This is a genomic window from Xanthomonas sp. LF02-5 (genome assembly GCF_034105325.1).
In the GTDB taxonomy this organism is placed as follows: Bacteria; Pseudomonadota; Gammaproteobacteria; order Xanthomonadales; family Xanthomonadaceae; genus Xanthomonas_A; species Xanthomonas_A sontii.
In genome coordinates this window covers 180,012-193,172 of record NZ_JAXGGF010000004.1, presented here as the reverse complement: position 1 = coordinate 193,172, position 13,161 = coordinate 180,012, and the positions used below count along the sequence as shown (strand labels likewise).

At 70.1% G+C, this 13,161-nt stretch carries 10 protein-coding genes; 2 read left to right on the top strand and 8 right to left on the bottom strand.

Translation table 11 applies throughout. The features are described from left to right. Positions 1-409: 409 nt before the first annotated feature. The gene (locus tag SLW52_RS12285) at positions 410-1,402 is read left to right on the top strand and encodes a GGDEF domain-containing protein (protein ID WP_052250742.1); all 993 of its coding nucleotides are present in this window, start codon (positions 410-412) and stop codon (positions 1,400-1,402) included. A gap of 385 nt (positions 1,403-1,787) precedes the next feature. On the opposite strand, the gene SLW52_RS12280 is transcribed toward SLW52_RS12285, so the two are convergent. From SLW52_RS12280 to SLW52_RS12255, 6 genes are all read right to left on the bottom strand, one after another. Next, entirely contained in the window at positions 1,788-3,245 is a 1,458-nt protein-coding gene (locus tag SLW52_RS12280) for an efflux transporter outer membrane subunit (protein WP_320740464.1), read from the bottom strand. Next, positions 3,239-3,973: an SDR family oxidoreductase gene (locus SLW52_RS12275; protein WP_017909475.1), complete on the bottom strand. Its 735-nt coding sequence runs from the start codon at positions 3,971-3,973 to the stop codon at positions 3,239-3,241. Before SLW52_RS12275 ends, SLW52_RS12280 begins: the two co-directional genes overlap by 7 nt. Before the next feature lie 31 nt (positions 3,974-4,004). Then, complete coding sequence (locus SLW52_RS12270) at positions 4,005-7,175, bottom strand: multidrug efflux RND transporter permease subunit (RefSeq protein ID WP_017909474.1); 3,171 nt, start codon at positions 7,173-7,175, stop codon at positions 4,005-4,007. Between the two features lie 140 nt (positions 7,176-7,315). After that, positions 7,316-8,521, bottom strand: coding sequence for an efflux RND transporter periplasmic adaptor subunit (locus SLW52_RS12265; RefSeq protein ID WP_267122405.1), 1,206 nt, complete (start codon positions 8,519-8,521; stop codon positions 7,316-7,318). Continuing rightward, positions 8,518-9,291: an SDR family oxidoreductase gene (locus tag SLW52_RS12260; protein ID WP_267085539.1), complete on the bottom strand. Its 774-nt coding sequence runs from the start codon at positions 9,289-9,291 to the stop codon at positions 8,518-8,520. Before SLW52_RS12260 ends, SLW52_RS12265 begins: the two co-directional genes overlap by 4 nt. Further along, positions 9,288-9,512, bottom strand: a complete 225-nt coding sequence (locus tag SLW52_RS12255; protein ID WP_017912790.1) for a hypothetical protein — start codon at positions 9,510-9,512, stop codon at positions 9,288-9,290. The genes SLW52_RS12260 and SLW52_RS12255 overlap by 4 nt, the downstream gene beginning before the upstream one ends. 126 nt (positions 9,513-9,638) lie before the next feature. Here SLW52_RS12255 and SLW52_RS12250 point away from each other — a divergent pair, with 126 nt between their 5' ends. Further along, the gene (locus tag SLW52_RS12250; protein ID WP_043092204.1) at positions 9,639-10,736 is read left to right on the top strand and encodes a LysR family transcriptional regulator; all 1,098 of its coding nucleotides are present in this window, start codon (positions 9,639-9,641) and stop codon (positions 10,734-10,736) included. 90 nt (positions 10,737-10,826) lie between these two features. On the opposite strand, the gene SLW52_RS12245 is transcribed toward SLW52_RS12250, so the two are convergent. Together SLW52_RS12245 and SLW52_RS12240 are read right to left on the bottom strand one after the other, a co-directional pair. After that, complete coding sequence (locus tag SLW52_RS12245; RefSeq protein WP_198526544.1) at positions 10,827-11,534, bottom strand: OmpA family protein; 708 nt, start codon at positions 11,532-11,534, stop codon at positions 10,827-10,829. A gap of 91 nt (positions 11,535-11,625) precedes the next feature. Next, positions 11,626-13,080, bottom strand: coding sequence for a wax ester/triacylglycerol synthase family O-acyltransferase (locus SLW52_RS12240; protein WP_017909015.1), 1,455 nt, complete (start codon positions 13,078-13,080; stop codon positions 11,626-11,628). Between the last annotated feature and the right edge of the window lie 81 nt (positions 13,081-13,161).

Below are 13,161 nucleotides of genomic sequence, written 5' to 3'. Positions count from 1 at the left end.
CACCGCGCCGCCCCCACGCGACGATAGTACGGTTCGCCCGGCTAGCGCCCCGTTTCGCCCGTGCCCTCATCCGGCGCTGCGCGCCACCCTCTCCGGCGGGTAGAGGCAGGCGCGAGCGTCCTCGCAACAGCGCTGTACCACCCGCCGCCAGACAACGTCTGCCGCGTGGCGCAGGTTGATCGGCGCGACGCCGATCCCTCCGCCAATGCGATGTCGTCGTGATGCCATGCGTGTCGGCAATCCCGCTGCGCCGCGGTCAGCTTCGGGATATTCACCACAAAAGAACCTCAGGCATGGAACTTGCCTCTACCACCGCAACACCTCTTCGCCATCCTGACGTCGCCATGTTCGTTGCCCGCCCTCGCCAGCCCGCCTGCAATGAACTTGCGCCGCTCCGGAGTCCAGCCCCGTGAGCGCCGGATTGACCCTGCGTCGGCACTTCCGGCTCGGCATCATCAAGACACTCGGTCCGTCCACGGCCGGGGTGCTGCTGCTGTTCGCCGTCTATCAGATGGCGATCGGCGCGCCGTTGACTGCACTGGCCGGCGCCGCGCTGGCCGGCCTGGCCGCGCTGGCGACCTGGCTGGCGCTGCACCGTGGCGACGGCCGCATGGATCCGCTGCTGTCGCTGAGCTGGTTGCTGGGGAGCGCCCTGGCCTGCCATGCACTGCGCCACGCCGCGGTGCCGTGGCTGTACCTGGTGATGATGAGCAATTTCTTCGTGGTGACGCGCCATGTCGCGCTGGCCTGCAATGCCACTCTGATCGCGGTGCTGCTGGTGGTGACCCCGAGCACCCTGGGTGCCGAGCACTTCTTTTCGATGATCTCGGTGTCGTTGCTGATCACCGGGCTGGGCTACATGCTCGCGTTGCGGGTGGAAGGCGATCGCGTGCAGCTGGAACAACTGGCGTCGCACGATTCGCTGACCGGGCTGCCGAACCGCCGCATGCTCGAGCGCAGCCTGTCGCAACGGGTGGCCGATCCGCGTCGTGCGACTCGCCGGCATGGGCTGATCGTGCTCGACATCGATCACTTCAAGGAGGTCAACGACCTCTACGGCCATGCCGAGGGCGACCGGGTGCTGGCCGAGCTGGCCGCGCTGCTGCGCGCGCAGGTACGTGCGCCGGACGAGGTGTTCCGGTTCGGCGGCGAGGAGTTCGTGGTGGTGGCACGGCTGCAGTCCGCGACCGAACTGTCCGCCTTCGCCAGGCGCCTGCACGATGCCACCCGCTCTGCGCTGCGCGGCCCCAACGGCACCATCACCGTGTCGCTGGGTGCGGCGATGCTGTGCGACGAGGTGCAGTGGCACGACTGGTTCTCGCGCGCAGACACCGCGCTGTACCAGGCCAAGAACAACGGCCGCGACCGTTATGTGATCGCCGAGGACGTGGCGCAGGACTGAGCGACCAGCACCAGCAGCGATCTGCCGCATGCCCGGCTGGTCTTCGGTCCGGTCGCCATCACCAAGGGCCGCTCTGATGGCGGGAAGCATCCTGTGGGCATCGACTGTGATGCGGGGCGAAGTGGCGTGCGTTCCGATGGCGCAATGCGTCGGGACTGAAATCCCTCCCACAATGCACCCGCAGGGCTCGCCGCAAGCCATTGCGGGAGTCGCCTGCCATGCAGCCGCGCCGGGCTTCAGCGGGAACGCCCGGCGCGGCTGACGCCGCTCCTGCAGACAAACCTGGGACGCGGCCGGATGGCGGCGAGAGCACATGACGAGCGGTGCCGACCAGGCGCCGCGGTGCGAACGGTCGGCCCGCACCGCGACATGTGCAGCGCTCTGCTCAGCGCGCCTGCACTGCGGACGCCGCCACCGCGGTGGTCGCGACATCCCTTCCAGCCTCCGTGCCCGCGTCCTGCCCCCAACCACCAAGCGCCTTGTACACCCGCACCACGCCGATGTTCACCGCCGCTTCGGCGTCGGCCAGGGCCGCCTCGGCGGTCAGTTGCGTGCGCTGCGCATCGAGCAGAGTCAGGAAATCCTCCGAGCCTTCGCGATAGCGGATCTGCGCCAACGCCTCGGCACGCTGCGCCGCCTGCGTCTGTTCGGCCACGATCGCCAGCCGCGCCTGTTCGTGGGCATAGGCGGTCAAGGCGTTCTCGGTGTCCTCCAGTGCGCCGAGCACGGCTTTCTCGTAGTCGGCCGCGGCGCCGTCGGCCTGCGCCTCGCTCGCGCGCAGGCGTGCCCGCACGCTGCCGATGTCGAACGCCGCCCACTGGATCGACGGGGTCAGCGACCAGGCCTTGCTGCGGCCGTGCAACAAGGCGCCGGCATCGCCGGACAGGAAGCCGACGAAACCGGACAGGCTGATCCGCGGGAACAGGTCGGCGGTGGCCACGCCGACGCGCGCGGTCGCCGCCGCCAGACGGCGTTCGGCGCTGCGCACGTCCGGACGCCGGCGCAGCAACTGCGTGGTATCGCCCAGCGGCAAGGCCCGCGCATAGGCCGGGGTCGGCTGCGGCGCCAGCAGTGCGTCGAGCGCGCCCGGCGGCTTGCCCAGCAGCACCGCCAGCCGGTGCCGCGCCTGTGCGGCATCGACTTCCAGCAGCGGGATGTCGGCCTCGATCGCCTTCAGCCGCGCGCGGCTGCTCTGCACATCCAGTTCGCTGCCGGCGCCCAGTCGCCAACGGGTCTCGGTCAGCCGCTGGGTGTCGCGCAGGTTGTCCAGCGTGGTCCGCGCCAGGGCGATGCGCTTCTGCGTGCCGCGCAGGGCGAAGTAGTTGCGCGCGACCTCCGCGGCCACGGTGACCTGGGCGTCGGCCAGGCCGGCCTGTTCGGCTTCCAGGTTCGCACGCGCCGCTTCGCTGGCACGGCGCTGGCGCCCGAACAGGTCCAGCTCCCAGGCGGCATCGAAGCCGAGCCGGTAGCTTTCGGTGAGCACGCGCGCGCCGCCGGCGTCCGCGTCCGGGGCCTTGCCGCGGGTGTAGTCGCCGCCGGCGGTGACATGCGGCGCCTGGTCCAGACGCTGCTCGGCGAAGACCGCGCGCGCCTCGTGCACGCGCGCCAGGGCGAGGCGGAGGTCCAGGTTGGCGACCAGGCCGTCGTGCACCAGCTGTTCCAGCACCGGGTCGTCGAACTGCGCCCACCAGGACGCGACCGGCGAGTCGGTCGCGAACACCGGCGACGCGGCGCCCTGCAGGGTCACCGGCGGCTGCGCCGGTACGCGGTAGTCGGGGCCGACGCTGGCGCAGGCGCTGAGCAGCGCCAGCGCCAGTGCGCCGAAGACGGGACGGATCACCATGGCAGCACCTGTCCGACATGGGTGTAGCTGCCGGTGGGGCCGTCGGCGTCGAGCAGCGCCATCATCACGCTGCTGCGCGCGCCGTCGGCTACTTCCAGCTCGCCCTCGCCCGCGTTCATGTCGGTCTTCACGTAGCCGGGGTGGATGGTGTTGACCTTGATCGGGGTCTCGCGCAGTTCGTACGCCAACTGGATGGTCCAGGCATTCACCGCGCTCTTGGACACGTTGTAGGCCGGCACCTTGAAGTCGTAGATCGGCGACCCGGGCTGGCTGTGCAGGGCAAGCGAACCGAGCACGCTGGAGACGTTGACGATGCGCGCGGCCGGCGCCTCGCGCAGCAGCGGCAGGAACCCCTGGGTGACCGCGATCAGGCCGAACAGGTTGGTGTCGAAGGTCTCGCGCCAGGTCTCCAGGCTCTGCTGCGACACGCTCAGGCGCGGGTCGTCGCGCAGGATGCCGGCGTTGTTGACCAGGATGTCCAGCCGCCCATGGCGTGCGCGCACCGTCTCCACTGCGGCGGCGATGCTGGCGGCGTCGGTGACGTCCAGGGTCAACGGCTCCACCGGCAGGCCCTCGCCCTGCAGTTCCAGGGCCGCGGCGCTGGCGCGGGTGGCGTCGCGCCCGGCCAGCAGGGTGTGCACGCCGGCTTCGGCCAGCTGCCGCACGGTGTGCAGGCCGATGCCGCGGGTGGCGCCGGTGACCAGGGCGATCTTGTGTGCTGCGTTCATTGCGAAACTCCTGAGAAGGATGGGAAAAGGATCAGCCGTGCGCCGGCGCGTCGGCGTGGGCCGGCGCATGCGAGACCAGCGGCCGCCCGGCCAGCTTGCGCAGGGCGACATAGAACACGGGGGTGAGGAACAGACCGAACAGGGTCACGCCCAGCATGCCGGCGAACACGGTGATGCCGGTGGCAGAGCGCACTTCCGCGCCCGCGCCATGCGAGAACACCAGCGGCACCGTGCCGGCGATGAAGGCGATAGAGGTCATCACGATCGGGCGCAGGCGCAGGCGGCAGGCCTGCAGCGCCGATTCGACGATGCCCTTGCCCTGCAGTTCCAGTTCGCGGGCGAACTCGACGATCAGGATCGCGTTCTTGCACGCCAGGCCCATCAGCACCACCAGGCCGACCTGCACGAACACGTTGTTGTCGCCGCCGCTCAGCCACACCCCGAACAGCGCCGACAGCAGGGTCATCGGCACGATCAGGATCACCGCCAGCGGCAGCGTCCAGCTCTCGTACAGCGCCGCCAGCACCAGGAACGCCAGCAGCACCGCCAGCGGGAACACCACCAGCGCCGCATTGCCCTGGGTGGCCTGCTGGTAGCTCAGGTCGGTCCACTCGATCTCCATGCCGTTGGGCAGCACCTGCTTGGCGATCTGGGTGATCTTGGCCATCGCCTCGGCCGAGGACAGCGAGCGCGCATCCGCTTCGCCGGCCAGGTCGGCGGCCGGATAGCCGTTGTAGCGCAGCACCGGGTCCGGGCCGTAGGTCTGCTTGATCGTCACCATCGAGCCGATCGGCACCATTTCGCCGTTGGCGTTGCGGGTGCGCAGCCGGGCGATGTCCTCCACGCTCTCGCGGAACGGCGCATCGGCCTGGGCGATCACCTGCCAGGTGCGGCCGAACTGGTTGAAGTCGTTGACGTAGGTCGAGCCCAGGTAAGTCTGCAAGGTGTCGAACAGATCGGTCAGGGCCACGCCCTGGGCCTTGGCCTTGACCCGGTCGACCTCGGCGTCGAGCTGCGGCACGTTGGCCTGGTAGGTGCCGATCGGGAAGCTCATGCCCGGGGTCTGCGCCACCGCGCCCTGCATGGTGCTGACCGCGTTCTGCAGCGCGCCGTAGCCGAGGTTGGCACGGTCCTCGATGAACAACTGGTAGCCGTTGCCGTTGCCAAGGCCGAGGATCGGCGGCGGCATGAAGGCGAACGACATGCCCTCGCCCAGTTGCGAGATGCGCTGGTTGATCTCGGCATTGATTTCAAGCGCGCTGCGGTGGCGCTCGGCGAACGGCTTCAGCGGCAGGAACACCACGCCGGTGTTGGGCGTGTTGGTGAACTGCAGCGCGTTGAGGCCCGGGAACGAGATCGCATGCGCCACGCCGTCGGTCTGCATGGCGATGGTGGCGACCTTGCGCAGCATCGCGTCGGTGCGCTCGATCGAGGCGCCCTCCGGCAGCTTGACGCCGGCGATCAGGTACATCTTGTCCTGGGTCGGGATGAAGCCGCCCGGCACCGCCTTGAACATCAGCCCGGTGACCAGCAGCAGCGCCACGTACACCGCGAACACCGCGCCGCGGCGGCCGAGGATGCGCGACACCGCACCCTGGTAGCGGTCGGAACTGCGGTGGAAGAAGCGGTTGAACGGACGGAACAGCCAGCCGCCGAACAGCCGCTCCATGCCGCGCGACAGGCGGTCCTTGGGCGCGTCGTGGCCTTGCAGCAGGCGCGCGGCCAGCGCCGGCGACAGGGTCAGCGAGTTGATCGCCGAGATCACCGTGGAGATGGCGATGGTCACCGCGAACTGCTTGTAGAACTGCCCGGTGACCCCGGACAGGAACGCCATCGGCACGAACACCGCGCACAGCACCAGCGCGATCGCGATGATCGGGCCGGACACCTCGCGCATCGCCTGGTGGGCGGCCGCCAGTGGGGTCAGCCCCTCCTCGATGTTGCGCTCCACGTTCTCCACCACCACGATCGCATCGTCGACCACGATGCCGATCGCCAGCACCAGCCCGAACAGGGTCAGCGTGTTGATCGAGAAGCCCAGCAGGTACAGCGCGGCGAAGGTGCCGACCACCGACACCGGCACCGCGATCAGCGGAATGATCGAGGCGCGCCAGGTCTGCAGGAACAGGATCACCACCAGCACCACCAGCAGCACCGCCTCCAGCAGGGTGTGGACCACCGCGCTGATCGAGTCGCGCACGAAGATGGTGGTGTCGTACACCGCTTCGTACTTCACGTCGTCCGGGAACTGCTTGGTCAGTTCGTCCATCTTGGCGATGACCTGGTCGCGGATCTGCAGCGCATTGGCGCCCGGCGCCTGGAAGATGCCGATGCCGACCGCGTTCTTGCCGTCCAGCTGCGCGCGCAGGGTGTAGTCGCCGGCGCCCAGCTGCAGGCGGGCGACGTCGGACAGGCGCACGGTCTGGCCGTCGGCGCCGACCTTGAGCACGATGTCGCCGAACTCCTGTTCCGTACGCAGGCGGCCCTGCGCGTTGATCAGGGTCAGGAACTTGCTCTCCGGCATCGGCTCGGCGCCGAGCTGGCCGGCGGAGACCTGCACGTTCTGCTCGCGCATGGCCGCGACCACATCGCTGGCGGTGAGCCCGCGCGCGGCCACCCGCTCCGGATCCAGCCACGCGCGCATCGCGTAGTCGCCGCCGCCGAACACCTGCGCATCGCCCACGCCCTGGATCCGCGCCAGTGCGTCCTTGACGTGCAGGCGCGCGTAGTTGCGCAGATACAGGGTGTCGTACTTGCCCTTGGGCGAGGTCAGGTGCACCACCATCAGGAAGGTCGGCGACTGCTTCTGCGTGGTCACGCCCTGCCGGCGCACGTCCTCGGGCAGGCGCGCCTGCGCCTGCGCCACGCGGTTCTGCACCTTGACCGCGGCATCGTCCGGATCGGTGCCCGGGCGGAAGGTCACGGTCATCTGCAGCACGCCGTCGGAGCCGGCGACCGACTTGATGTACATCATGTTCTCCACGCCGTTGATCGCTTCCTCCAGCGGCGTGGCGACGGTCTCGGCGATGACCTTGGGATTGGCGCCCGGATACACCGTGCGCACCACCACCGAAGGCGGCACCACGTCCGGGTATTCGCCGATGGGCAGCAGCGGGATGGCGATCAGGCCCGCGGCGAAGATGACGATCGACAGCACGGCGGCGAAGATCGGCCGGTCGATGAAGAATCTGGAAAAGTCCATGGGTGGTGGTCCTGGAAACGGATGAAACGGGGGGCCGGGCGCGGACGCAGGCATGCCGGTGGCGACGCCGGGCCATCGCGGGCCCGGCGGGCGCGGCCGGCAGGTCATGACCCGGCCGGTGCTGCGTCGGCGCCCGCGACTCAGTCGAGAGCGACGGCCTGACGCGGTGCGGCAGGAGACGCGATCTGCGCGATCGGCTTGGCCTGCACCGGCATGCCGGGCATGAACACCTTCTGCACACCGTCGACGATGACCTTGTCGCCGGCGGACAGGCCGCTGCGCACGATGCGCAGGCCCTCGGCGCTGCGGCCGAGCTGCACGTCGCGCCGCTGCGCCTTGCCGTCCTTGTCGACCACGTAGACGTACTTGCGGTCCTGGTCGGTGAGCACCGCGCGGTCGTCGATCAGCACCGCGTCGAAGCGGCCGCTGCCGAGCAGCCGCACCCGCGCGAACAGGCCGGGGGTGAAGCGGCGATCGGCGTTGTCCAGCAACGCGCGCACGTGGATGGTGCCGGTGCTGCGCACCAGTTGGTTGTCGAGGAAATCGACCTTGCCGGCATGCGGATAGCCGTCCTCGCCGACCAGGCCGACCTGCACCGGCAGGCTGCCGTCGCGCTCGCTCGGGCGCTGGCCGTCGCGCGCCATCTGCGCATAGCGCAGGAAGGTGCCTTCGTCGGCATCGAAGTACACGTGCACCTTGTCCAGCGACACCAGCGTGGTCAGCACGCTGGCGCTGTCGCCGGCGCTGACCAGGTTGCCGGCGGTGACCATCGCGCGGCCGGCGCGGCCGGCGATCGGCGCGCGCACCTGGGTCCATTCCAGGTTCAGGCGTGCGCTGTCCACCGCCGCCTGCGCGGCCAGCACGTCGGCCTGTGCCTGCTCGGCCGCGGCGCGCCGCTGTTCCCAGCTCTCGGTGGAGATGGCCTGCTGTTCGGACAGGGTCTTGGCGCGCGCGGCCTCGCTGGCGCTGAGCTTGGCCTGGGTGCGTGCGCGCGCCAGATCGGCCTCGGCGCGGGCCAGGTCGGCGCGGTAGCTGCGCGCGTCGATGGTGAACAGCACATCGCCCTTCTTCACCTCCTGCCCTTCGACGTAGTTGACCTTGTCGATGTAGCCGGACACGCGCGGGCGCAGGTCGACGTGCTCGACCGCCTCGACGCGGCCGCTGAACTCGTCCCACTGACTGATCTGCTTCTGCAGCGCGGGCGCCACGCCCACGCTCGGCGGCGGCGGCGCGCCCTGTTCGTTGGCCTTGCCGCCGCAGGCGGCGAGCGTGGCGACCAGCAGCGCCACCGCCAGCGGGCGCAGGGCGCCCGGCAGCAGGCGCGACGGCATCGGAATCGGATTCATGGAGAGACCTCGTGGGTGGAGAAGGAAAACGGCAAGGGGGTGAGCAAGGCGCTGCGCGGCTGGGCGAAGTGGCGGCGGTCGATCTCGACCAGCGCACGGTCCGGCCGCTGCGGTTCGGCCAGCAGGTGGACCACGGCGCGGCCGACGCCGAGGGTGGTGAACCACTCCGGGCAGTCGCCGATGGCGTCGTCGCTGCGGCACACCGGCGCGGACAGCGACAGCAGATGCACGTGCACGCCCAGCGGCTTGGCTTCCTCGTGCAGCACCTGGGCGAGCATGCGGATCGCCGCCGCCGCCACCGAACTGTCGCCATGCCCGGACCAGGCGCGCAGCGCGCAGGGACTGCCCAACAGCACGTAGCGGGCGCCGCGCTCGTGCTGCGCCAGCAGCGGCAGCAGATGCCGGGCGGCAGCCAGGTGCGGCAGCAGATCCGCATCCAGGCGCCGGCGCAGCGCCCCCAGCGGTCGCTCCAGCAGGCGCCCGGGGCGCAGCGGGCTGCCCAGGGCAGCGACCACCGCGGCCAGCGGCCGCGGCCGCTGCGCGATCTCGGCGACCAGGGCCGCGGCAGCCGCGTCGGTGCCGACCGAACCGGACAGCACGTCCAGCGCGGGTTCGTCGCGGTGGCGATCGCGCAGCGCGGCCAGGCGGGCGCGATCGCGCGCCACTGCCAGCACCGGGCTGCCCGCCTCCAGCAACGCCTGGACCACGCCCTGCCCGAGCGTGCCGCTGCCCCCGAGGACCAGGACTTCGGGGGCCAACATCCCGCTCACGGGACTTTTCCTCCCGCTGACGGGACAATCGCGATTCGACCCAGCCGGTCGGTGCCGGACGCGCCCAGGCGCAGGCTGCTGCCGCCCTGCCGCCGCGGCGGCGGCGTGAACTCGCGAAACGCCCTCGGGTAAAGGGATTGCGCCGTCGCCACCGGCGCGGAACGGCGCCGCAGCTGGCGATCGGGGCAGGCGAAAAACTGGAACAGAGTGCGCATCGACATGGGCAAAGACCGTCGGTGATGGCGAATGCAGACAAATTAGGCGCCAAAGCCGCACTTGATTAGTCCGAATTAAGGGGAATAATCGTCCCGCTATCGGTCCAATCGTCTCCACCTCAAGGAACCGCCATGAGCCACGATCTCAACGACACCCTGATCTTCGTCAAGGTGGTCGAGCAAGGCAGCTTCATCGCCGCGGCCAACGCCCTCGGCCTGCCCAAGACCACCGTCAGCCGCAAGGTGCAGGACCTGGAAGCGCGGCTGGGCGCGCGCCTGCTGCACCGGACCACGCGCCGGCTCGGGCTGACCGAGGCCGGCGCGGTCTACCACGAGCATTGCCAGCGCATCGCCCGCGAACTGGAGGAAGCCGAGAGCGCGGTGGGCCAGCTGCAGGCCGGCCCGCGCGGCTGGCTGCGCTTCAGCGTGCCCTATTCGGCCGGCATCTCGTGGGTGGCGCCGATCCTGGGCGAATTCCACCGCCAGCACCCGGAAGTGCGCCTGGAGATGATCATGACCAGCGACAAGGTCGACCCGATCGCCGAAGGCGTGGACGTGGCCCTGCACATGGGCACGCTGCCGGATTCGACCATGGTCGCGCGCAAGCTCGCCACCTTCCGCACCCAGGTCTTCGCCAGCCCGTATTACATCGAGCGCCATGGCGAACCGCTGCATCCGGACGATCTGCAGCACCACCGCACGCTGGCGCTGAGCAACGGCCGCGGCGGCGGCAACCGGCTGTGCTGGCCGCTGCGCAACGGCAAGCAGAGCGGCGAATTCCTGGTCCAGCCGATCCTGCTGGCCAACGATTCGGCGGCGCTGATCGGCGGCCTGGTCTGCGGCGAAGGCCTGGTGCTGGCCAGCGACGCGACGATCAAGCCGCTGATCGAGGCCGGCAAGGCGCGGCGCGTGCTCGGCGGCTGGGTCGGGCCGGACCTGGACTTCAACGCGGTGTTCCCGGGCGGGCGCATGCTCTCGCCGAAGGTGCGCGCCTTCGTCGACTTCCTGGTCGACAAGCTCAACTTCGACGTCAGCTACATGATGGCGCAGTGCCCGGCCAAGCTGGCCACACAGCAGGCCGAGGACGGCGCGGAGTTCACTTTGTGCAGCGGCGTGGCGATGAACACGCAATCGCTGGCCAGCCTGCCGCGCGTCGCAGCCACACCGGCGCCGGTGCCGGCGGCGCTGGAGACGGAAGCCGAGGACGAAGAGGACGCGGCACTGGTCTGAGCCGCGCCGCGCACAACGCGTCGCAGCAGCAGCGCAGAAACGCGAACGGGCCGCAGTGCGGCCCGTTCGTCGTTGCGGTCGGCGGATCGGTCAGCCGGCCGAGGCGCGCAGCGGCACCACGCGGATCTCCACGCGGCGGTTCTGCGCGCGACCGGCCTCGGTGCTGTTGTCGGCGATCGGGTACTTCTTGCCCGCGCCCAGGGTCTGGATGCGCTCGGGCTGCACGCCCTGCGCGGTCAGGTAGGCAGCCACCGAGGACGCGCGCTGTTCGGACAGACGCTGGTTGACCGCATCGCTGCCGATGCTGTCGGTGTGGCCGACCACCTCGATCATGGTCTGGTTGTATTCGCCCAGGGTCTGGGCCACGCCGTTGAGCGCCGAATAGAACTGCGGCTTGAGCGTGGACTGGTTGAAGTCGAAGGTGATGCCGTCGGGCAGATTGAGGGTGATGTTGTCGCCGTCGCGGCGCACGTCGATACCGGTGTTGGCGGTGCGCTCGCGCAGCGCGCGTTCCTGCCGATCCTGGTAGTTGCCGATCGCCGCGCCGCTGAGCGCGCCGATACCGGCGCCGATCATCGCGTGCTGGCGGCGCTCGGTGGCGCTGCTGCCGCTGAGCAGGCCGGCGGCGACGCCGACCGCGGTGCCGATCAGCGCGCCGCGGCCGGTGCGGTTCTGCTGCTCGGTGGGATTGCCGTACTGGTCGCGCTGCACGTAGGAGCCGCCGGTGGCGCAGGCGGACAGCACCAGCGCACTGGCCAGGGCCACGGACACGCCGCGAAGGGTGGTCGTTTTCATCATGTTCTCTCCGAACCTGGTTTGACGTGGCCGCAGCATAAACAGGGCCACGCGAGGCGCGGATGAACGCAGCCCGGCGCGCGATGCGCCCGGTTCAGGAAGACGGCAGCAGGTCTTCGGCGTCGGCCGCGCGCAGCGGCTGCTCCCAATCGCCCATCAGCGCCAGGTACAGCAGCTTTTCGAATTCGGCGCCGACCCGCCGCATCACCGCATCCGGATCGGGAATCAGCCGCGCATCGCCGATCAGGCCGAAGTGCACGCGGTGGTTGTAGCTCATGATCGACACGCCGACGCCGATCGAGCCGGTCTGCGGCACCCAGAACATCATCTCGCGCACGCGGCTGCCGGCCAGGTACAGCGGCTGCTGCGGCCCCGGCACGTTGGTCGCCACGGTGGTGGCCTTGCGGCTGAACAGGTCCAGCGCCGCCGACTGCAGCGCCGCCGGCGCCATGCCCACCGCCGCCAGCAGGCCGAACACCACCATCGCCTGGCGCGACTGCTTGAGCTGCTGCATCGACTCGGCCACGCACTGCAGGCGCCGCACCGGATTGGCCTCGCCCACCGGCAGGTCCAGGAACACCAGGCCGAAGTGGTTGCCGAGCTTGCGCGCGTGCTCCAGCGGGCGCAGGTTGACCGGCACGGTGGCGCGCAGGGTCACCCCGTCCAAGCGTTCGCCGCGTTCGAGCATGTAATCGCGCAGGGCGCCGGCCATGGTCGCCATCAGCACGTCGTTGACCGTGCAGTCGCAGGCGCGGCCCACCGCCTTGACCTCGTCCAGGTCCAGCGGCTCGGCCCAGGCCACGCGTTTGCTGACGCCGAGGCGGCCGCGCAGCAGCGTCGGCGGATCGTCGGCCAGCAGCAGCGCATTGACCAGTTCGCGGCCGATCAGCCCGCCTTCGCGCGCCAGCATCTGCGGCAGGTTCGGGTCCTGCGCCATCGCCCGGCCCTTGTCGAGCATGCGTCCGCCGAGCTTGAGGTAGCGGTCCACCGCGCCGACCCGGCGCACCACCTCCTTGCCGTCGTCCTTGAGCCAGGCGCGCCCGAGCTGCGCCGACGGCTCCGGGGTGCGCTGGGTATCGGTCAGCGACAGCAGCACCTGCACCAGCGCGATGCCGTCGGCATAGCTGTGGTGGATCCGCGCCACCAGCGCCGAGCCGCCTTCGTAGCGTTCGATCAGGTGGAACTGCCACAGCGGCTTGGTCTTGTCCAAGGGCGTGGAGGCCATCTGCCCGGCGAAGCGCTCCAGCGCCTTCTTCTGCCCGCGCCCAGGCAAGGCCGACAGGCGCACGTGCCAGTCGAGATCGAAATCGTCGTCGCGCTGCCAGTAGGCGCCGGTGGCGGTCTCCACCGGCTTCTGCAGGAACCGCGGGAAGGCTAGGAAGCGCTTGCGCACCAGTTGCTTGAGCGCAGGCAGGGTCAGCGGCTCGTCGAACATCAGCACGCCGGTGATCATCATCGGATTGGTCGGCCGGTCCATCCGCAACCAGGCGGTGTCCACGCGCGACATCGGTTCGCGCTGCGGCTTGCGGCGAGCTGAGCTGGTGGCCATGCGGGCTCCTGTCCGAGCCCGGAGTGAATCATGGCCCCGCGAAGGGCGTCAATCGCGCCTGCGGCCGTGCTGCGCCGCGCA

What these genes read in the sequence shown, in the direction of transcription:
- SLW52_RS12265 (WP_267122405.1), bottom strand. Translation starts at nt 8,521, where the DNA reads ATGAATCCGATTCCGATGCCGTCGCGCCTGCTGCCGGGCGCCCTGCGC.
- SLW52_RS12240 (WP_017909015.1), bottom strand. Translation starts at nt 13,080, where the DNA reads ATGGCCACCAGCTCAGCTCGCCGCAAGCCGCAGCGCGAACCGATGTCG.
- SLW52_RS12250 (WP_043092204.1), top strand. Translation starts at nt 9,639, where the DNA reads ATGAGCCACGATCTCAACGACACCCTGATCTTCGTCAAGGTGGTCGAG.
- SLW52_RS12275 (WP_017909475.1), bottom strand. Translation starts at nt 3,973, where the DNA reads ATGAACGCAGCACACAAGATCGCCCTGGTCACCGGCGCCACCCGCGGC.
- SLW52_RS12270 (WP_017909474.1), bottom strand. Translation starts at nt 7,175, where the DNA reads ATGGACTTTTCCAGATTCTTCATCGACCGGCCGATCTTCGCCGCCGTG.
- SLW52_RS12245 (WP_198526544.1), bottom strand. Translation starts at nt 11,534, where the DNA reads ATGATGAAAACGACCACCCTTCGCGGCGTGTCCGTGGCCCTGGCCAGT.
- SLW52_RS12255 (WP_017912790.1), bottom strand. Translation starts at nt 9,512, where the DNA reads ATGTCGATGCGCACTCTGTTCCAGTTTTTCGCCTGCCCCGATCGCCAG.
- SLW52_RS12280 (WP_320740464.1), bottom strand. Translation starts at nt 3,245, where the DNA reads ATGGTGATCCGTCCCGTCTTCGGCGCACTGGCGCTGGCGCTGCTCAGC.